The sequence below is a fragment of the Alkalilimnicola sp. S0819 genome (assembly GCF_009295635.1).
GTDB lineage: Bacteria > Pseudomonadota > Gammaproteobacteria > Nitrococcales > WHIW01 > S0819.
Genome location: NZ_WHIW01000015.1, coordinates 52,774 through 70,932, shown reverse-complemented (window position 1 = coordinate 70,932; position 18,159 = coordinate 52,774). Strand labels below are relative to the sequence as shown.

At 67.9% G+C, this 18,159-nt stretch carries 17 protein-coding genes; 8 read left to right on the top strand and 9 right to left on the bottom strand.

Going from position 1 to position 18,159, the window contains the following annotated elements; all coding sequences use genetic code 11:
- Positions 1 to 399: 399 nt before the first annotated feature.
- The 6 genes from GBG68_RS12115 to glyQ form a co-directional block, all read right to left on the bottom strand.
- Positions 400 to 1,152, bottom strand: a complete 753-nt coding sequence (locus tag GBG68_RS12115; RefSeq protein ID WP_193222325.1) for a PRC-barrel domain-containing protein — start codon at positions 1,150 to 1,152, stop codon at positions 400 to 402.
- 370 nt (positions 1,153 to 1,522) lie between these two features.
- The gene (gene ilvD / locus GBG68_RS12110) at positions 1,523 to 3,193 is read right to left on the bottom strand and encodes a dihydroxy-acid dehydratase (protein ID WP_152147695.1); all 1,671 of its coding nucleotides are present in this window, start codon (positions 3,191 to 3,193) and stop codon (positions 1,523 to 1,525) included.
- 88 nt (positions 3,194 to 3,281) lie between these two features.
- Complete coding sequence (locus GBG68_RS12105) at positions 3,282 to 4,046, bottom strand: lysophospholipid acyltransferase family protein (RefSeq protein ID WP_226801789.1); 765 nt, start codon at positions 4,044 to 4,046, stop codon at positions 3,282 to 3,284.
- Positions 4,043 to 4,597, bottom strand: coding sequence for a D-glycero-beta-D-manno-heptose 1,7-bisphosphate 7-phosphatase (gene gmhB / locus GBG68_RS12100; RefSeq protein WP_152147693.1), 555 nt, complete (start codon positions 4,595 to 4,597; stop codon positions 4,043 to 4,045). The genes GBG68_RS12105 and gmhB overlap by 4 nt, the downstream gene beginning before the upstream one ends.
- 4 nt (positions 4,598 to 4,601) lie before the next feature.
- Positions 4,602 to 6,680, bottom strand: coding sequence for a glycine--tRNA ligase subunit beta (glyS, locus tag GBG68_RS12095; RefSeq protein ID WP_152147691.1), 2,079 nt, complete (start codon positions 6,678 to 6,680; stop codon positions 4,602 to 4,604).
- Positions 6,677 to 7,579 carry a glycine--tRNA ligase subunit alpha gene (gene glyQ, locus GBG68_RS12090; RefSeq protein ID WP_152147690.1) on the bottom strand — a complete coding sequence of 301 codons (903 nt, stop codon included), beginning with the start codon at positions 7,577 to 7,579 and terminating at the stop codon, positions 6,677 to 6,679. The genes glyS and glyQ overlap by 4 nt, the downstream gene beginning before the upstream one ends.
- Positions 7,580 to 7,764: 185 nt before the next feature.
- Between glyQ and GBG68_RS12085 the strand changes: the two genes are divergently transcribed.
- From GBG68_RS12085 to trmL, 6 genes are all read left to right on the top strand, one after another.
- Positions 7,765 to 7,995 (top strand): sulfurtransferase TusA family protein, encoded by a 231-nt coding sequence (locus tag GBG68_RS12085; RefSeq protein WP_193222324.1) that lies wholly within the window; start codon positions 7,765 to 7,767, stop codon positions 7,993 to 7,995.
- A gap of 180 nt (positions 7,996 to 8,175) precedes the next feature.
- The gene (gene glnA, locus GBG68_RS12080) at positions 8,176 to 9,591 is read left to right on the top strand and encodes a glutamate--ammonia ligase (RefSeq protein WP_152147686.1); all 1,416 of its coding nucleotides are present in this window, start codon (positions 8,176 to 8,178) and stop codon (positions 9,589 to 9,591) included.
- Positions 9,592 to 9,749: 158 nt separating this feature from the next.
- Complete coding sequence (locus GBG68_RS12075; protein ID WP_193222323.1) at positions 9,750 to 10,388, top strand: DUF4124 domain-containing protein; 639 nt, start codon at positions 9,750 to 9,752, stop codon at positions 10,386 to 10,388.
- 272 nt (positions 10,389 to 10,660) lie between these two features.
- Positions 10,661 to 11,710, top strand: a complete 1,050-nt coding sequence (glnL, locus tag GBG68_RS12070; protein ID WP_152147682.1) for a nitrogen regulation protein NR(II) — start codon at positions 10,661 to 10,663, stop codon at positions 11,708 to 11,710.
- Positions 11,707 to 13,104, top strand: a complete 1,398-nt coding sequence (glnG, locus tag GBG68_RS12065) for a nitrogen regulation protein NR(I) (RefSeq protein WP_152147681.1) — start codon at positions 11,707 to 11,709, stop codon at positions 13,102 to 13,104. The genes glnL and glnG overlap by 4 nt, the downstream gene beginning before the upstream one ends.
- The gene (trmL, locus tag GBG68_RS12060) at positions 13,104 to 13,571 is read left to right on the top strand and encodes a tRNA (uridine(34)/cytosine(34)/5-carboxymethylaminomethyluridine(34)-2'-O)-methyltransferase TrmL (protein WP_152147679.1); all 468 of its coding nucleotides are present in this window, start codon (positions 13,104 to 13,106) and stop codon (positions 13,569 to 13,571) included. Before glnG ends, trmL begins: the two co-directional genes overlap by 1 nt.
- A 21-nt stretch (positions 13,572 to 13,592) precedes the next feature.
- On the opposite strand, the gene GBG68_RS12055 is transcribed toward trmL, so the two are convergent.
- Genes GBG68_RS12055 through GBG68_RS12045 form a run of 3 tightly spaced genes read right to left on the bottom strand, consistent with a single transcriptional unit; the run spans position 13,593 to position 15,520 of the window.
- The gene (locus GBG68_RS12055) at positions 13,593 to 14,588 is read right to left on the bottom strand and encodes an NAD(P)H-dependent glycerol-3-phosphate dehydrogenase (RefSeq protein WP_152147677.1); all 996 of its coding nucleotides are present in this window, start codon (positions 14,586 to 14,588) and stop codon (positions 13,593 to 13,595) included.
- Positions 14,588 to 15,085 carry a protein-export chaperone SecB gene (secB, locus tag GBG68_RS12050; RefSeq protein ID WP_152147675.1) on the bottom strand — a complete coding sequence of 166 codons (498 nt, stop codon included), beginning with the start codon at positions 15,083 to 15,085 and terminating at the stop codon, positions 14,588 to 14,590. Before secB ends, GBG68_RS12055 begins: the two co-directional genes overlap by 1 nt.
- 15 nt (positions 15,086 to 15,100) lie before the next feature.
- On the bottom strand, positions 15,101 to 15,520 hold the full coding sequence (locus GBG68_RS12045) for a rhodanese-like domain-containing protein (protein WP_193222322.1): 420 nt from the start codon (positions 15,518 to 15,520) through the stop codon (positions 15,101 to 15,103).
- A 91-nt stretch (positions 15,521 to 15,611) separates the two neighbouring features.
- Here GBG68_RS12045 and GBG68_RS12040 point away from each other — a divergent pair, with 91 nt between their 5' ends.
- Together GBG68_RS12040 and GBG68_RS12035 are read left to right on the top strand one after the other, a co-directional pair.
- Positions 15,612 to 16,766: a murein hydrolase activator EnvC family protein gene (locus GBG68_RS12040; RefSeq protein ID WP_193222321.1), complete on the top strand. Its 1,155-nt coding sequence runs from the start codon at positions 15,612 to 15,614 to the stop codon at positions 16,764 to 16,766.
- 97 nt (positions 16,767 to 16,863) lie between these two features.
- On the top strand, positions 16,864 to 18,159 hold the full coding sequence (locus tag GBG68_RS12035; protein ID WP_152147669.1) for a S41 family peptidase: 1,296 nt from the start codon (positions 16,864 to 16,866) through the stop codon (positions 18,157 to 18,159).

Here is an 18,159-nt window from a genome sequence, read left to right as displayed (position 1 = left end):
CTTCTCGCCGGAAGGGGGCGAGCAGCAAACTCGCTACGCTCAAACAAGCTGCTCGCTGATCCCCTTCCGGCTGCGATGCTCGGCTGCATCGACGGCCGCCGCCGGCCGTACCCGCCCCAGGACCTTCACGCTCCGGTGGACGCTCCACCAGCCATTGGGAGCCGGGTCAGGGTTTAGGGTGGGCTTTCCGGGTTCGTCGGCGCTACAGCGCCCGTTTCCGTTTTCATTTCAGATTTTCCCGCTAGCCCGGGATGAAGTTAATAAAAGCAGCTGGTTAAGGGAATACGACCACGGGGCCCTGGTCAGGGCCCCGTGGTCTGCAAACAGCGTCAAGGTCCGTGTCTGAATGCCGGTTACTGCACCGGTACCGGCATGCGCAAAGCGCTGAGCTCTATGTGTTCAACCGGAGCCCGTTTGGCCCCTTTGCACTTGCTGACTGTCCTGCGGCTGTTGTTTCAGTTGGCTGATCTGCCGATCGGTTTGCTGTACCTCCTGAAATTGCTGTTCGCTGTACTGGTAGCGCGGCTCGTTCTTGAGCGCATCCGCGCTTTGCTGGGTGTTCATCTGAAACTGGTCTTCCTGTTGTTGATACTGCAGCTCATCCAGCGGCACGGCGATCTGTTGGTCACCAATGCCGAGCACGCCCCCCACCGACATCACCGCATATAGCTGCTTGCTCTGAGGGTCGGTAACCAGTTGACCGATTTCACCCATATCATCGCCCTGGCTATTGACCACCTGCTTGCCGATCACCTCGTCGCCCCGCATCTGGTCGATCATTCCTGGGGCAGCTTGCTGGTCCGCCTGAGTGATCGTTTGAGTGTCTCGCGGTTGGTCCTGACGGGCCTGTTCTCGATCTTGAATCAGCACTTCCGGCTCCCCGGTTTCACGCACGGCGACGTCGGGCTCCGTTTCACGCACCGTAACCTCGGGTTCAGGTTGCTTCACCGAGACCTGGGGCTCGGGTTGTTCGATGATCACTTGGGGCGGTTTCTGCTCGACGATGATTTCGGGGCCCTCATCAGCGCGAGCCTGTTGCTGGTCTTCTTGTTCCAGCTGCTGGGCCTGTTGCGCCCATACGGGCGTGGCGACCAACGCCATGGTGATGGCCGTGGAAAGTAGGGTCTTGGAGTAAGTCACACGGATTGCCATATCGCATCCTCCGTCGAGGTGGCGTGCAGTTGTGACGATATCCGTCTTGTCTCGCAACCGCCGGGGCGCGCCCGGCTGAATTGCTGTGTACCGACATGGGGTTGGCGGTCGCCAAATCAATCCCGAACAGGGGCCAACACCGGCGGGTCGGGGTGTTGGGGCGCGCTGCCGCCGCGGCACCACCCACAGCCTGGGCGGCGGTTGCGACGGCCCGTTTGTTGGGGCGGCAGCGAAGCGGCCCCTCGGCCCCATTGTCGCCCTCGCAAAGGGTACGGGCTTTAGAACCGCGGGCGTGGGCTACCCTCATCCCTCCCTGTTTGTGCAGGGATGCCTTCTCTTTTGGATGCCGGCGAACGGCTTCGGCCCCCGTTCAGTCGGTTACCGCGCCCCCGGAGGCTGGCCCCACCTGCCGGGCGTACTTGGCCAATACGCCGCGGCTGCGGCGCGGCGCGGGCGCCGTCCAGTGGGCGAGTCGCGCGCGGATCTCCTCGTCCGGGATCTCCAGCGTGAGGCTGTCCGCTTCGGCGTCGATGGTGATCCGGTCACCGTCACGGACGATGGCCAGAGGCCCGCCCTCCATGGCCTCGGGGGTGATGTGGCCCACCACGAAGCCGTGGCTGCCGCCGGAGAAGCGGCCATCGGTGATCAGCGCCACCTCCTTGCCCAGCCCGCGGCCCATGATCGCGGAGGTGGGGCTGAGCATCTCGCGCATGCCCGGCCCGCCACGCGGCCCCTCGTAACGAATCACCACCACATCGCCGGCCTGCACGCTGCCATCGGCAATCCCCTCCTGGGCGGCTTCCTCGGAGGCATAGACCCGCGCGCTGCCGGAAAAACGCAGCCCTTCCTTGCCGGTGATCTTGGCCACCGCCCCGTCCGGGGCGAGGTTACCGCGCAGGATGCGCAGATGACTGCTCGCCTTGATGGGCTGCGCCAGCGGGTGGATGATCCGCTGCTCGGCGGGGTAGTCCGCCACCCCGGCCAGATCCTCGGCGAGGGTCTGACCGGTGACGGTGAGGCAATCGCCGTGCAACAGGCCCGCGTCCAGCAGGCGTTTCATCAGCGGGCGTATGCCGCCGATGGCGACCAGTTCGGACATCATGTAATGACCGCTGGGGCGCAGATCGGCGAGCACCGGTGTGCGCCGGCCCAGGCGCGTGAAGTCGTCCAGGCTCAGCTCCACATCCACCGCATGGGCCATGGCGAGCAGATGCAGCACGGCGTTGGTGGAGCCCCCCAGGGCGATGGTCACGGTGATGGCGTTCTCGAAGGCCTGCCGGGTCATGATGTCGCGGGGCTTGATGTCCCGCTCGAGCATGGCCAGCACCGCCTCGCCCGCCCGGCGACAGTCCTCGAGCTTGGTCTCGGAGACGGCGTCCTGGGCGGAGCTGCCGGGTAGGCTCATGCCCAGCGCCTCGATGGCCGACGCCATGGTGTTGGCGGTATACATGCCGCCGCAGGAACCCGGGCCGGGGATGGCGGTGCGCTCCACCTCGCGCAGCCGCTCATCGCTGACATCCCCCTTGCTGTGTCCGCCCACCGCTTCGAACACCGAGATGATGTCGGTATGCCCACGTCCCGGGCGGATGGTGCCGCCATAGACGAACACCGCCGGGCGGTTCAGACGCGCCATGGCGATCAGGCAGCCGGGCATGTTCTTGTCGCAGCCACCGATGGCGATCAGCCCGTCGAAGCCCTCGCAGCCGCTCACGGTTTCTATGGAATCGGCGATCACCTCGCGGGAGACCAGGGAGTACTTCATGTTCTCCGCGCCGTTGGCGATGCCGTCGGAGATGGTGATGGTGTTGAACAGCACACCCTTGCCCCCGGCGCCGTCCACGCCGCGCACGGCTTCCTCGGCGAGCTGGTTGATGTGCATATTGCAGGGCGTGACCATGCTCCAGGTGGAGGCCACCCCCACCTGGGGCTTGCGAAAGTCCTCGTCCGTGAAACCCACCGCGCGCAGCATGGCCCGCGCCGGCGCCTTGCGCGGCCCGTCCACCAGCACGCTGGAGTGACGGCGTTTGTGGTCCTGTGTCATCGGCAACCCTCCTGCAAAAGGCTGAAACCTCGCTTGCAGACAGGGTAGCGCGCGGGTGCCCGGGCTGTCTCCCAGGGCAGGTGAGCGACTACTGGCGCTGGATCTTCGTCATCTCCCCCTCGATCCAGGCCTCCACCCGTGCGCGAATCTCGCCGGCATCCAGCCCCGCAGTGTCGATGGGCGGGCCGATGCGCACCTGGATCTTGCCCGGTCGCTTGACGAACTGATGCCGAGCCCAGAAGTCACCGGCATTGTGGGCGACGGGAATCACCGGGACGCCGGTCTGTTCGGCCAGCACCGCCCCGCCAATGCGGTAGCGGCCCTTGCTGCCCGGCAGCACACGCGTGCCTTCCGGGAAGACCACCACCCAACGGCCTAACAGCAGCCGTGCCCGGCCCTTGTCCACCACCTGCTGCACCGCATCGCGCCCGGCCTTGCGGTCGATGGCGATGGGGTCGAGCAGCTTGAGCGCCCAACCGAACAGCGGCAGCAGGGTGAGCTCACGTTTCAGCACCCAGGTCTGGGGGCGGAACCACTGCTGCAGCCCCAGGGTCTCCCAGGTGGACTGGTGCTTGGCCATGACGATGCAGGGCGTATCGGGGATGTGCTCGGTGCCCTGCACCTCGCTGTCCAGGCCCACCACCCGGCGCAGGAACCACAGGTTCATGAAGGTCCAGCGGGTGATGAACCAGTAGCGCCAGCGGTAGGGGAAGGGAAAGGTGAACAGGCCAAGGAAGGCCATGGTCAGCACCGAACCGATCATGAACGCGAACTGCAGGGTGGAGCGCAGCATCAGGTTCAGGCGGCCGAGGACGCCGTACTCGGACAGAAGCTCGCGGGTGTGCTTGTTCATCGCTGTTGTTCTCGTTCCGCGATCAGCCGCGCGGCGGCGGCGGCCAGATCGGCATGGACCTCGAAGGGCAGATTTGGGTGTGCGGCCAGGGTGCGTTCCCCCTTGCCGGTGCGCACCAGCAGCGCGCGGGCACCCACGGCTTCGGCGGCCTGCAGGTCACGCAGGGAATCACCGATCATCACCAGAGCCTCGCCAGGCAGCTGGAAATCGGCGCAGATGCGCCGTAAAAGCCCTGGCGCGGGCTTGCGGCACTCACAGCCCGCCTCGGGTGCATGCGGGCAATAGTACAGGCCATCCAGGGCGGTGCCGGCGGCGGCGAGTTCCGCGCCCAGCTTCGCGTGGATGGCGTCCAGGGCGCTCTGATCGAAAAGCCCCCGGCCCAGCCCCGATTGGTTGCTGGCCACCACCACGCTAAAGCCGGCGGCCTTCAGAGCCGCCACGGCGGCGGCACTGCCGGGGATGGGCCGCCATTCGGCGGCGGACTTGATGTAGGCGTCGGAGTCCTCGTTGAGCACCCCGTCGCGATCCAGTACCACCAGCCGGGTGCGCATCGGCTCAGGACGAGGGCAGGCGGGAGATGTCGGCGATGGCGAGGAACAGCGCCTGGATGGAGGCGAGCAGCGCGTAGCGGTTGGCGCGCACCGCCGCGTCCTCGGCATTCACCAGCACCCCGTCGAAGAAGGCATCCACCGGCGCGCGCAGGGCGGCGAGCCGCTTGAGCGCGCCGGCATAGTCGCCGGCCGCCAGCAGCGGGGCCACGTCGGCGTCGGCGGCCTGCACGGCCTGGTGCAGGGCCTGCTCCTGTGCCTGCTCCAGGCGCGCGGTGTCCACCTGCTCGGGGATCGCCTCCTCGCTCTTGCGCAGGATGTTGCGGATGCGCTTGTTGGCCGCCGCCAGGCTTTCGGCCTCGGGCAGGCGCTGGAAATCCCGACAGGCGATGAGCCGACGGTGGAAGTCCAGCGGGCGGGCCGGTTCCAGCACCGCCACGGCATCGAAGACTTCCACCCCCACGCCCTGCTCCTGGTAGTAGCCGCGCAGGCGCTCCAGGCAGAAGGCGTAGACGGCGTCCAGCTGCTCGGCGGCCTTCACGGCGGCGGGCTGCTGCGCGGCGGCGCCGGCGAGCAGTTCACGCAGATCCACGTCCAGTTCCCGCTCGATGAGCGTGCGCATCAGGCCCAGCGCGGCCCGACGCAGGCCGAAGGGGTCCTTGTCGCCGCTGGGCGCGCGGCCGATGGCGAAGATGCCCATCAGGGTGTCGGCGCGCTCGGCCACCGCCAGCACCTGGCCGAGCGTGGAGGCGGGCACCTCATCGCCGGCGAAGCGCGGCTGGTATTGCTCGTCCAGGGCCTGGGCCACCGCGTCCGGCTCACCGTCGTGCAGGGCGTAGTAGCGGCCCATGATGCCCTGCAACTCGGGGAATTCCCCGACCATCTCGGTCATCAGATCGCACTTGCCCAGTTCCGCGGCGCGGCGGGCCTGGGAGGGGTCGGCCCCCAGGCGCGAGGCAAGCTCGGCGGCGACTGCCGCCACCCGCGCGCTCTTCTCGGCCAGCGAGCCCAGCTGCTTCTGGAACACCACCTCGGCCAGACGGCTGCGTTGCTCGGCGAGCCTGTGGCGGCGGTCCCGGTTCCAGAAGAACGCGGCGTCGGCCAGGCGCGGGCGGATCACCCGCTCGTTGCCGGCGCGCACCTGCGCCGGGTCGCGGCTGGCGATATTGGCGATGGCGATGAAGCGCGGCAGCAGCCGGCCGTCGCCATCGCGCACGGGGAAGTACTTCTGATGCTCCTGCATGCTGGAGATCAGCGCCTCGGCGGGCACGTCCAGGAACTCCTCGTCGAAGCGGCCCAGGATCAGCTCCGGCCACTCCACCAGGGCGGTGACTTCCTCCAGCAGTTCAGGGTCCACCACGGCCCGCCCTTCGATGCTGGCCGCGCCCTGCGCCACCAGTTCGGCGATACGTGCCTGACGCTGGGCGAAATCGACCAGCACATGGGCCTCACGCAGTTGCGCCGGGTAGTCGGCGGGGCTGCGGAGGGTGATGGCCTCGGGGTGATGGAAGCGATGTCCGCGGCTCGCCCGGCCGCTGCGCACGCCCAGCAGCTCGGCGTCGATCACCTCGTCGCCGTGCATCAGCACCAGCCAGTGCACCGGGCGCACGAAGGCGGCATCGCCCGCGCCCCAGCGCATGCGCTTGGGAATCGGCAAGCGGTTCAGGGCGCGCTCCAGCAGCGCCGGGATGAGCTCGGCGGCGGGGCGGCCCGCCTGCTCGCCGCGGTAGACCAGCCAAGCGCCCTTGTCGGTCTTCAGGGTCTGCAGGGCGGAGACTTCGGTGCCCACGGAACGGGCGAAGCCCTGGGCGGCCTTGGTGGGCTGGCCTTGCGCATCGTAGGCGGCGGCCAGTGCCGGGCCGCGTCGTTCGATCTGCTTGTCGGCCTGGCGCAGGGCCAGGTTTTCCACCCGCAGCGCGAGGCGCCGGGGCGCGGCGTAGATGTGGTGGCCGGCGTGGGCCAGTTCGGCGTCGGCCAGGCCCTTGAGTATTTCCGCGGCCAGGGCCTCGCTGAGGCCGCGCAGGGCCTTGGGGGGCAGTTCCTCGGTGCCCAGTTCGATCAGCAGATCGCGCCCTTCCACACTCATGCGGCCCCCTTGTCAGCGTTGTTCTTGCACAGCGGAAAGCCCAGCGCTTCGCGGCGGGCGTGATAGGCCTGGGCCACGGCCCGGGCGAGGGCGCGCACCCGCAGGATGTACCCCTGGCGTTCGGTCACCGAGATGGCGTGGCGGGCGTCCAGCAGGTTGAAGGTGTGGGAGGCTTTCAGTACCTGTTCGTAGGCGGGCAGGGGCAGATCGGCTTCGATCAGGCGCTGGCTCTCGCGCTCACAGGTGTCGAACCAGCCGAACAGGGCCTCGGTGTCGGCGTGCTCGAAGTTGTAGGCCGACATCTCCACTTCGTTCTGCTTGAACACATCGCCGTAGGTGACCACGCCCTCGGGGCCCTCGGTCCAGATCAGGTCGAAGATGCTCTCCTTGCCCTGCAGATACATGGCCAGGCGCTCCAGGCCATAGGTGATCTCGCCCATCACCGGCTGGCAATCCAGCCCCCCGACCTGCTGAAAATAGGTGAACTGGGTGACTTCCATGCCGTTCAGCCACACCTCCCAGCCCAGGCCCCAGGCACCCAGGGTGGGGGATTCCCAGTTGTCTTCCACGAAGCGGATGTCATGCACCAGCGGGTCGAAGCCCAGCCGGCGCAGGGAATCCAGGTACAGCTCCTGGATATTCAGCGGCGAGGGCTTGAGCACCACCTGGAACTGGTAGTAATGCTGACCGCGGTTGGGGTTCTCGCCGTAACGCCCGTCGGTGGGGCGGCGGGAGGGCTGCACATAGGCCGCGCTCCAGGGCTCCGGGCCGATGGCGCGCAGGAAGGTGGCCGGGTGGAAAGTGCCCGCCCCCACTTCCATGTCCAGCGGTTGCAGGATCACGCAGCCCTGCTCGGCCCAGTACGCCTGCAGGGCCAGTATGAGTTGCTGGAAGCTCATCACGCTTCCCGTGCCCGTGGCTGTGTCCAAGAAAACCCCCTATGAGCGTGCATCGGCGCTTTGGCCGAAAACCGAGCCCGCGAGTATAGCCGTCCCCGGCCTCCCTATGTAGGGGGCGGCTTTGCCCCTGGGCCCGGGATGGGCTATATCTGGGCGATCGACAGCCGATGACCCGGAGAGGCGGGATGAGTCACGAGTATTATCTGGACCTGCGCGGCCAGCGAGCACCGGAACCGTTGTTGCACACCGAAACCTATGCCCGCCAGCTCTGCGCCGGGGACAGCCTGCTGCTGGAGCTGGACGACCCGGATTCCCTGCCGGGGCTGGAGGACTGGGCGGGCCGCCACCACTGTCGGCTGCTGATCGAACCGGGCCAGGGGGACATTCGGCGGGTACGACTGGAGTTGGATGACTAGGCGGTTGCACCTTAATGGTGCGTTTTTGGCCGCCCTTGCCTCTTCGTGGTGCATTGTCTGCCCGGCGCGCCTGCCCCATGCACCATAAAGGCCCGTTTTTTCTGATGCGCCTGCCTTGGCACGGTTTCTGCTTCTTCAGCCCGTGAAATTTATCGCTTTATCCCCAGTGGAGGTCGAGCAATGTCTCGCACAGCAGCAGACGTCATCAAACAGATCCAGGACGAAGGCATCCGGTACGTGGACATGCGGTTCACCGATACCAAGGGCAAGATGCAGCACGTGACCATTCCCGCCAGCGAGGTGGACGAGGAGTTCTTCGAGTCGGGCAAGATGTTCGACGGCTCCTCCATCTCCGGCTGGAAGGGCATCAACGAGTCCGACATGATCCTGCTGCCCGACGCGGCCACCGCGGTGCTCGACCCCTTTTTCGACGAGCCCACGCTGAACATCATCTGCGACATCATCGAGCCGACCACCATGCAGGGCTACGAGCGTGATCCGCGCTCCATCGCGCGTCGCGCCGAGGCCTACCTGCAGTCCACCGGCGTGGGCGATCGCGCCCTGTTCGGTCCGGAGAACGAGTTCTTCGTGTTCGACGATGTGCGCTGGGGCTCCGACATGAGCGGCAGCTTCTGCAAGATCGACTCCGAAGAAGCCGGCTGGAACTCCGAGCGGGTCTACGCCGACGGCAACATGGGCCATCGTCCGGGCGTGAAGGGTGGCTATTTCCCCGTGCCCCCGGTGGACTCCCTGCATGATCTGCGCGGCGCCATGTGCGAAGCGCTGGAAGCCATGGGCCAGACCGTGGAAGTGCATCACCATGAAGTGGCCACCGCCGGGCAGTGCGAGATCGGCGTGGGCGCCAACACCCTGGTGCTGAAGGCCGACGAGGTGCAGAACCTCAAGTACGCCGTGCACAACGTGGCCCACGCCTACGGCAAGACCGTCACCTTCATGCCCAAGCCCCTGGTGGGTGACAACGGCAGCGGCATGCACGTGCACATGTCCATCGGCCAGGACGGCAAGGCGCTGTTCGCCGGCAATGAGTACGGGGGCCTGTCCGAAATGGCGCTGTACTACATCGGTGGTGTGATCAAGCACGCCAAGGCCATCAACGCCTTCTGCAACGCCTCCACCAACAGCTACAAGCGTCTGGTGCCGGGCTTCGAGGCGCCGGTGCTGCTGGCCTACTCCGCCCGCAACCGCTCCGCGTCCATCCGCATCCCCTACGTCACCAACCCCAAGGCGCGGCGTGTCGAGGTGCGTTTCCCGGACTCCACCGCCAACCCGTATCTGGCCTTCGCCGCCTTGCTGATGGCGGGGCTGGACGGCATCCAGAACAAGATCCACCCGGGCGATGCCATGGACAAGGATCTCTACGACCTGCCGCCGGAAGAGGAGAAGGACATTCCCAAGGTGGCCTTCTCCCTGGAAGAGGCGCTGCAGGCGCTGGACGCGGACCGCGAGTTCCTCACCGCCGGCGGCGTGTTCACCGATGACGCCATCGACGCCTACATTGCGCTGAAGATGGACGAAGTCCAGCGCCTGCGCATGACCACGCACCCGGTGGAATTCGATATGTACTACAGCTGCTGAGGCACCCGGAAGACACGGATCGATTCCCTTCGCCCGCCAGCGCGGCCCAAGGGAAACGCGCAGTGTCTTCCGGGCCCGGCACCGTCACCCACCCCCGCCCCGGCGGGGGTTTTTCGTGCCGCATTGCCGCACCCCGCGCCATGCCCTATCTTTGCGGTATGCGTATCTTCTTGCTCATCCTGCTGCTGCCCCTGCTCGCCCAGGCCGAGGTCTACAAATGGCGCGATGCCCAGGGCCGCATCCACTACAGCGATCGGCCGGTGGAGGGCGCCCAGCGCCTGGATCTGACCCGGCGCCCGCCCAACGAGTTCGAGGGCCAGCGCCCGTCGGCCGCGCCGTCCGGCCGCCGTGCCGCTCCCAGGGACGCCGCGCAGTCCGACGTAGCCCCCTACGCCCGGGTGGCCATCACTCGGCCCGCCGCGGACGAAACCTTCCGCAACACCACCAACACCATTCCGGTGCAGCTCGCCCTGGAGCCGGGCTTGCGCCCCGGCCACCGGGTGCAGTTCCTGCTCGATGGCGCCGCCTTCGGCCAGCCGGTGGCCACGCCCTCCGCCCAGCTCACCGGCGTGGAGCGGGGCAGCCACAGCCTGGCCGCCGTGGTGCTGGACGGGCAGGGGCAGACCCTTGCCCGCAGCGCTACCGTGAGCTTCCACTACCACAAGCCCAGCGTGGCCGGTGAAGATCGAGACGGGGCCGACAACCAGGCCCCGAACCCCCTGCCCGGCGCGCCTGCCCCCGGGGGCGGCGCACCGCGGCCGCCCGCGCCCATGGGCGGGCGATCCCCCCTGCAATGATCGCCGAGCCGCCGACGCCCCGGTAGCCGGTAGAGGCGGCTCATGGCCGCGATTTCGCCGCTTTTCCACCGAGCGCTAGCGGCTCCGAAGCCGACTGCCCATCGTGTTATCGCGGACACCCGCCGCGCCTGCAACGCGTTTATGCACCAAATTGGTGCGCCTCGCCACCGCTCTTCTCTATACTGGGCACCTGAGCGCGCCGCCCAACGCCCGCCGTGGCGCGTTCTCCGCCGCCATGCGCCGCTGGTGCGCTTATTGCATCGAGATTCCCCATGAATGCCGAACGACGCGCCACACCCAATATCCAGGAGCATCTGAGCACCGCCGTGGCGCTGCTCGATGAGCAAGGCCGGCTGGGGTACATGAATCCCGCCGCCGAGATCCTCTTCGCCACCAGCGCGCGCCAGGCCGCCGGCCAGTCTCTGGAGCAGCTCGCCCCCGGCGCCGATGGCCTGGGCGAGGCGCTGCGCCAGGCATTGGAAACCGGCGCGGCTTACACCGAGCGCGAGCGCCGCCTGCTGATCAACGGCCAGCTCATGACGGTGGACTGCACCATCACGCCCTTGGCCGGCGGGCACGCCCTGCTGGAACTCAGCCAGCTGGATCGGCATCTGCGCATCAGCCGCGAGTATCAGCTCATTGCCCAGAACAAGGCCACCCGAGAGCTGATCCGGGGCCTGGCCCATGAGATCAAGAACCCCTTGGGCGGCCTGCGGGGCGCGGCGCAGTTGCTGGAGCGCGAGCTGCCCGAGGCCGGGTTGCGGGAGTACACCCAGGTCATCATCCACGAGGCGGATCGTCTGCAGACCCTGGTGGATGGGCTGCTGGGCCCGCATCAGCCGCCCCAGCAGGGCATGGTGAACATCCACGAGGTGCTGGAACGGGTGCGCCAGCTGGTGCGGGCCGAAGCGCCGCCCGAGGTGGCGATCGTGCGCGATTACGACCCCAGCATCCCGCCTTTCCGGGGTGCGGCGGACCAGCTCATCCAGGCGGTGCTCAACGTGGTGCGCAACGGCCTGGAGGCGGTGGGCGAGCAGGGGCGCATCGTTCTGCGCACCCGCACCCAGCGCCAGTTCACCATCGATCAGACCACCCACAAGCTGGTGGCGCGCATCGACATCATCGATAGCGGCCCGGGCATTCCCGCCCCGCTGCAGGATCAGATCTTCTACCCCATGGTCACCACCCGTGCCCAGGGTTCCGGGCTGGGGCTGTCCATCTCCCAGACCCTGGTGAATCAGCACGGGGGCCTGATCGAGTGTGCCAGTGAGCCCGGTCACACCGTTTTCACCCTGTGGCTGCCGCTGGAGGATTACCCATGATCGAGGCCGGTGTCTGGATCGTCGACGACGATAGCTCCATCCGCTGGGTGCTGGAGCGCGCCCTGGCGCAGGCGGGCTTTGCGGTGCGCAGCTTCGAGCGGGCCGATACGGTGCTCACCGCCCTCGCCCGGGAGCAGCCCGCCGTGCTGCTCAGCGATGTGCGCATGCCGGGGCTGAGCGGCATGGGCCTGTTGAGCGAGGTGGCCGAGCGCTGGCCGCGCCTGCCGGTGATCATCATGACCGCCCATTCGGACCTGGAGTCGGCGGTCTCCGCCTACCAGGGCGGCGCCTTCGACTACCTGCCCAAGCCCTTCGACCTGGACGAGGCCGTGGAACTGGTGCGCCGCGCCCTGCAGACCCGCAAGGGAAGCAGCACAGCCCCCGCCGAGCCCGAGCCGCTGCCCGAGATCATCGGCGAGGCACCGGCCATGCAGCAGGTGTTCCGCGCCATAGGGCGGCTCGCCTCCTCTCACATCAATGTGTTGATCAACGGCGAATCGGGCACCGGCAAGGAATTGGTGGCTCGCGCCCTGCATCGGCACAGCCCGCGCCGGGACCGGCCCTTCATCGCGTTGAACATGGCGGCGATTCCGCGAGACCTGATGGAATCCGAGCTGTTCGGCCACGAAAAGGGTGCCTTCACCGGTGCCACCGCCACTCGACAGGGTCGCTTCGAGCAGGCCGATGGCGGCACCCTTTTTCTGGATGAAATCGGCGATATGCCCGCCGAGCTACAGACACGCCTGCTTCGGGTGCTGGCCGATGGGGAGTTTTACCGAGTCGGCGGGCTCACCTCCCTGAAGGTGGATGTGCGCATCGTCGCCGCCACCCATCAGAATCTGGAGCGGCGGGTGGCGGAAGGGGGCTTTCGCGAGGACCTGTTCCACCGCCTGAACGTGATCCGCATTCAGCTGCCCGCCCTGCGCGAGCGGCGCGAGGACATCCCGCAGCTGGCACGTTTCTTCCTCGCCCGGGCCGCCGGGGAACTGGGTGTCGAGCCCAAGAGCCTGCGGCCGGAGACCGAAGGCCACCTCAGCGCCTACGCCTGGCCGGGCAATGTGCGGCAGCTGGAGAACAGCTGCCGCTGGCTCACGGTGATGGCGAGCGGTCAGGAGATTCACCCGGAGGACCTGCCTTCGGAGCTGCGTGATGACGAGGCGCAGGCGGTGGGGGATGGCGAGCACTGGGAGCGGGCGCTCGCCAGCTGGGCCGAACGCTCGCTGGCCGGCGGCGGCGAAGGGGTGCTCAGCGAGGCCGTGCCCCGGCTGGAGCGGATCCTGATCGAGACCGCCCTGCGCCGCACCGGCGGGCGGCGTCAGGAGGCCGCCCGCCTGCTCGGCTGGGGCCGCAACACCCTTACCCGCAAGATCAAGGAATTGAGGCTGAGCGTCTGATGTTCCATGTCGTGTTGCTGGAGCCGGAGATCCCGCCGAATACGGGCAATATCATCCGCTTGTGCGCCAACAGCGGTTGCCGACTGCACCTGATTCGCCCGCTGGGCTTTCACATGGATGACCGCCTGCTGCGCCGCGCGGGGCTGGATTATCACGAGTGGGCCGAGGTGCGGGAACATGCGGATCTGGATGGCTTCGTTGCCGCGGCGACGCCCCGGCGGCTCTGGGCGCTGTCCACGCGGGGGGCGGGCAGTGTCTACCAGGCGGATTTTCGGCCAGGCGATGCCCTGTTGTTCGGCCCGGAAACCCGTGGCTTGCCCTCGGCTATCCTGGATACCCTGGAGCCCGCTCGGATCCTGCGCCTGCCCATGCGCCCGGAGAGCCGCAGCCTGAACCTGGCCAATGCCGTGACCGCCGTGGTCTATGAGGCCTGGCGCCAGAACGGCTTCGAGGGCGCCCAAGTGTAAGCGCGGCTCATGGCCGCGGTCTTAGAACTCCGGCTTGATCTTCCGCTCCATCAGGGCGTGCACCGCTTCCCGCGGGCCCAATTCACCGCGCAACAATCGCCAGGTGGCGTGGCAGATGGGCATCTCCACCCCGGTGTGGGCGGCCAACTGCCGCACTTCATCCGCGGTGCGCAGCCCCTCCACCGTCTGGCCGATGGCCTCCAGCGCCTCTTCGATGCTCTCGCCCCGCCCCAGCGCCAGGCCGAAGCGACGGTTGCGGGACTGGTCATCGGTGCAGGTGAGGATCAGATCGCCCATGCCGGAAAGCCCCATGAGGGTGTGGGTCTCGGCCTGGAAATGCGCCGCCAGCCGACTCACCTCCGCCAGACCCCGGGTGATCAGCGCCGCCCGGCTGTTGGCGCCGAAGCCCAGGCCGTCGGAGACCCCGGTGGCGATGGCGAGTACGTTCTTCACCGCCCCGCCCAACTCCACCCCGGCCAGATCGGTGCTGGTGTAGGGGCGGAAATCCTCGCTGTGGAAGGCGCGGGCCAAGTCCCGCGCGAAGTCCGGCTGATCGGCGGCGATGGTCACCGCGGTGGGCAGCCCGGCGGCCACCTCCCGGGCGAAGCTCGGGCCCGAGAGCACCGCCATGGGCGGCACCGGGCTGAGCTCCTGCGCCACCACCTGGTGCAGCAGCCCGCCGGATTCCGCATCCAGGCCCTTGGTGGCCCAGGCGATGCGGCAATCCGCGCTCAAATGCGGGCGCAGGGCGCGCAGGGTGGCGCGAAAGGCGTGGCTGGGCACCACCAGCAGGATATCCCGCAGCCCCGCCACCGCCGCGGCCAGGTCGTCGGTGACACCGAGGGTGTCGGGGAAGGCGGTTCCGGGCAGGTAGCGGCGGTTTTCGCCGTCGCGGGCCAGCGCCGCGGCCTGCGCCGGACGGTGGGCCCAGAGCCGCACCCGAATGCCGTTGCGGGCCAGCACCAGGGCCAGCGCCGTGCCCCAGGAGCCCGCTCCCAGTACCGCCAGCTCGCCCATCAGTGGGTGCTGCCCTCGCCGGCGCCCTCGGCCGCCTGCTTCTCGGCCATGCGCTTGGCGTAGAGGGCGTCGAAGTTCACCGGGTTGAGCTGCAACTGCGGGAAGCCGCCCTTGCCCACCAGATCGGAGACCGCCTCACGGGCGTAGGGGAAGAGGATGCCCGGCGTGTAGGCGCCCAGCAGGCCGTGCAGGGTCTGCTGGTCGAAACCCTCGAGCTGGAAGATGCCCGCCTGCTGCACTTCCACCAGGAAGGCGGTCTTCTCGCCCATCTTCGCGGTAACCGTCACCGAGACCACGACCTCGTAGGTTTTCTCGGCCACCGACCTGGCGGAGGTGTTCAGATCCACGTTCACCTGGGGCTGCCAGTCCTGCTGGAAGATGTCGGGCGTATTGGGCGCCTCGAAGGAGCAGTCCTTGAGATAGAGCTTGACGATGTTGAAGTTCTGCTGGGGCGCCTGCTGTTCCTGCCCGCCCGCTTGGGGTTGGTTCTCGGCCATGGGGTCTGTGCTCCTTTACTTCTTTTCGATGGGATAGCCGGCGGTGCGCCAGGCGGCAATGCCCCCGCGCAGGCCGTAGACGTTCTCGATACCGGCGCTCTTCAGCCGTTGCAGGCCCTTGTTGAGCTGCAGGCCGTTCTCGTCATAGACGATCACGGCGCGCGCCTTCTTCACCCGCTTGAGTCGCTCGTCGGTGGCGTTGGCGGGCAGATGCAGGGCGCCGGGCAGGTGGCCGGCACGGAACTCCTGGTCGCCCCGCAGGTCCACGAATTGAGCCTGATCGCGGTTATAGAGCTGCGTGGCGGCGGAGGCATCCAGCCGCTTGCCGCCGCCCGCGCCTTGGCGGATCTCGTAGGCGATGACCGCCACCAGCACCATGACGAAGGCGGTGACCAGCAACCACTGATCACTGATAAATTGAACGAGCTGATCCATACTGTTTCGCTGCCTCTGATATAGAGCGTGCCGGCCCCGAAAGCCGGTCATGATAGCAGCAACCCAAGCCAAGGAAACCGAACACCAGCCCATGGGATTCTTACGTCTGGCTCCGCTGCTGCTGGCGCTGGCCGCCTTCGGCGCCCCGGCTCAGGAATACCGCGAGCGGGAAGCCGAGCTGCGGGAACTGCGCGAGCGCATCACCCAGGTGCGGGAAGACATGCGCCGAGCCCAGCAGCGCCGGGATGCCGCCCAAACGGAATTGGGCCGCCTGGAGCGCCGCCTGGGGCGCGCCGCCGCGGCTCTGCGGGAGATCGCCGGGCGCCGGCAGCAGGTCGACGCCCGGGTGAGCCGGCTGCGGGCCGAACAGGGCCGCCAAAGCGAGCTGCTGAGCGAGCAACGGGCCTATCTGGCCCGGGCTCTGCGCGAGGCCTACGCTGGCGGACGCCAGGAATACCTGAAATTATTGCTCAATCAGCAGGATCCGTCACAGTTTCAGCGCCTGCTGGTTTACTACGATTACTTCAACCGGGCGCGGGCGGCGCGCATTGCGGAAGTCACCGAGGCGCTGCAGGCCCTGGCCCGCACCCGGGAGGAGCTGGATCAGGCGCTGGCCGAGTTGGACGGCCTGGCGCGGGCGCGACGCGCCGAGCACGAGCGCTTGCAGGCTGCCCGCACCGAGCGCCAGGCGTTGCTGGCGCGCATCGGCCGGGAGCTGGAAAGTCGTGGCGGCGAGTTGGCGGCACTGAAGGTCGACGAGCAGGAGCTCACAAAACTGCTCCAAGAGTTGAATCGGGCTCTGGCGGATATCCCGGAAAGCGCACTGGATCGCAAACCGTTCCCCCAGACACGGGGCACACTGCCCTGGCCTGCGAAGGGTCGGCTCACCGCCCGCTACGGGCAGGCTCGCGGCCTGGGCGACATGCGCTGGAGCGGTGTGCTGATCGGCGCGGAGTCCGGCGCGGAGGTACGCGCCGTCTCCCACGGCCGGGTGGTTTACAGCGATTGGCTGCGAGGTTTTGGCCTGCTGTTGATCGTTGACCACGGCGAGGGCTATATGAGCCTCTACGGCCATAACCAATCACTCTACAAAGAGGCGGGTGACTGGGTGGAGGCCGGCGAGTTGCTGGCCCGGGTGGGCAGCAGCGGTGGGCGCGACAAGCCCGGGCTGTATTTCGAGATTCGTGCCGCCGGCAAGCCGGTGGATCCGCAGCGCTGGCTGCGAGCGAAGGACCAACGCGGATGAAGGCGCGGCCAGGGAGTCGCCGCGCATCGCCTATACCAAGGAGGCCGTCGGTGGCGCGCGGGAAGCGCGGCGTACGATGACCGGGAGTTGAACGACTATGACGATCCGGAAGACGCTCATCAGCCTCGCAAGCGGCGCCGTGCTGGCGCTGGGGACGCTGTCCGCGCCGAGCTGGGCGGATATGCAACAGGCCCGCGCCGAGATCCCCCTGGACGAGCTGCGCGCTTTCACCGAGGTCTACTCCCGCATCAAGCGTGATTACGTGGAAGGCGTGGACGACAAGACCCTGCTGGAGCACGCGGTGCGCGGCATGCTCCAGGGCCTGGACCCGCACTCGGCCTATATGGACGAGGAGCAGTACCAGGACATGCGCGTGAGCACCCGCGGCGAGTTCGGCGGCCTGGGTATCGAAGTCAGCATGGAGAACGGCTTCGTCCGGGTGGTCAGCCCCATCGACGACACGCCGGCGAGCCGCGCCGGCCTGCGCCCCGGGGACCTGATCACGCGGCTGGGCAACGAGCCGGTCAAGGGCATGACGCTCAGTGACGCGGTGGCGCTGATGCGCGGTGAGCCGGGCAGCAGCATTCGCCTGACCGTGATCCGCGACGGCGAAGAGGGCCCGCTGAGCTTCGAGCTCACCCGCGCGGTGATCAAGGTGGAGAGCGTCAAATCCCGCCTGCTCGAAGACGACTACGGCTATGTGCGCATCAGCAACTTCCAGAGTCGCACCGGCGAGCAGACCCGGAACGCGGTGAAGGCGCTGCGCAAGGAGGCCGGCGGCAGCCTGAAGGGTCTGGTGCTGGACCTGCGCAACAACCCCGGCGGCGTGCTGCGCGCCTCCGTGCAGGTGGCCGACACCTTCCTGGAGGACGGCGATATCGTCGCCACCCGTGGGCGCGAGGACGGCGAGAACTACAAGGCCACCCGCGGTGATCTGCTGGACGGCGCGCCCATGGTGGTGCTGGTGAACGCGGGCTCCGCGTCGGCCTCCGAGATCGTCGCCGGTGCCCTGCAGGATCACGGTCGGGCCGTGATCATGGGGGCGCAGACCTTCGGCAAGGGCTCGGTGCAGACCATCCTGCCCCTGGCCGGCGGCACCGCCATGAAGATGACCACCGCGCGGTACTACACGCCCAAGGGCCGCTCCATCCAGGCCGAGGGCATCACCCCGGACATCAAGCTCAGCGACTACAAGCTGAGCCGCGCCGAGGTGCCGGCGGTCAACCGCCTGCGGGAGGCGGACCTGCGCGGGCATCTGAGCAACCCCGACGCCGGCAAGGCCCACGAGAGCGCCGAGCGCCAGGCGGGTGCGGCGCAGAAGGATCTGGACTATGCTCTGACCGAAGCCGTGAACCTGCTCAAGGGGCTGAACATCATGGCGGCGCGACGCTAA

Excerpts from the sequence above, each read along its gene's own strand:
- secB (WP_152147675.1), bottom strand. The coding sequence starts at position 15,085 with ATGGCCGAGAACCAACCCCAAGCGGGCGGGCAGGAACAGCAGGCGCCC.
- glnL (WP_152147682.1), top strand. The coding sequence starts at position 10,661 with ATGAATGCCGAACGACGCGCCACACCCAATATCCAGGAGCATCTGAGC.
- GBG68_RS12105 (WP_226801789.1), bottom strand. The coding sequence starts at position 4,046 with ATGAACAAGCACACCCGCGAGCTTCTGTCCGAGTACGGCGTCCTCGGC.
- GBG68_RS12085 (WP_193222324.1), top strand. The coding sequence starts at position 7,765 with ATGAGTCACGAGTATTATCTGGACCTGCGCGGCCAGCGAGCACCGGAA.
- glyS (WP_152147691.1), bottom strand. The coding sequence starts at position 6,680 with ATGAGTGTGGAAGGGCGCGATCTGCTGATCGAACTGGGCACCGAGGAA.
- GBG68_RS12075 (WP_193222323.1), top strand. The coding sequence starts at position 9,750 with ATGCGTATCTTCTTGCTCATCCTGCTGCTGCCCCTGCTCGCCCAGGCC.
- GBG68_RS12040 (WP_193222321.1), top strand. The coding sequence starts at position 15,612 with ATGGGATTCTTACGTCTGGCTCCGCTGCTGCTGGCGCTGGCCGCCTTC.
- gmhB (WP_152147693.1), bottom strand. The coding sequence starts at position 4,597 with ATGCGCACCCGGCTGGTGGTACTGGATCGCGACGGGGTGCTCAACGAG.
- GBG68_RS12045 (WP_193222322.1), bottom strand. The coding sequence starts at position 15,520 with ATGGATCAGCTCGTTCAATTTATCAGTGATCAGTGGTTGCTGGTCACC.
- ilvD (WP_152147695.1), bottom strand. The coding sequence starts at position 3,193 with ATGACACAGGACCACAAACGCCGTCACTCCAGCGTGCTGGTGGACGGG.
- glnA (WP_152147686.1), top strand. The coding sequence starts at position 8,176 with ATGTCTCGCACAGCAGCAGACGTCATCAAACAGATCCAGGACGAAGGC.
- GBG68_RS12115 (WP_193222325.1), bottom strand. The coding sequence starts at position 1,152 with ATGGCAATCCGTGTGACTTACTCCAAGACCCTACTTTCCACGGCCATC.
- glyQ (WP_152147690.1), bottom strand. The coding sequence starts at position 7,579 with ATGAGCTTCCAGCAACTCATACTGGCCCTGCAGGCGTACTGGGCCGAG.
- trmL (WP_152147679.1), top strand. The coding sequence starts at position 13,104 with ATGTTCCATGTCGTGTTGCTGGAGCCGGAGATCCCGCCGAATACGGGC.
- GBG68_RS12055 (WP_152147677.1), bottom strand. The coding sequence starts at position 14,588 with ATGGGCGAGCTGGCGGTACTGGGAGCGGGCTCCTGGGGCACGGCGCTG.
- glnG (WP_152147681.1), top strand. The coding sequence starts at position 11,707 with ATGATCGAGGCCGGTGTCTGGATCGTCGACGACGATAGCTCCATCCGC.
- GBG68_RS12035 (WP_152147669.1), top strand. The coding sequence starts at position 16,864 with ATGACGATCCGGAAGACGCTCATCAGCCTCGCAAGCGGCGCCGTGCTG.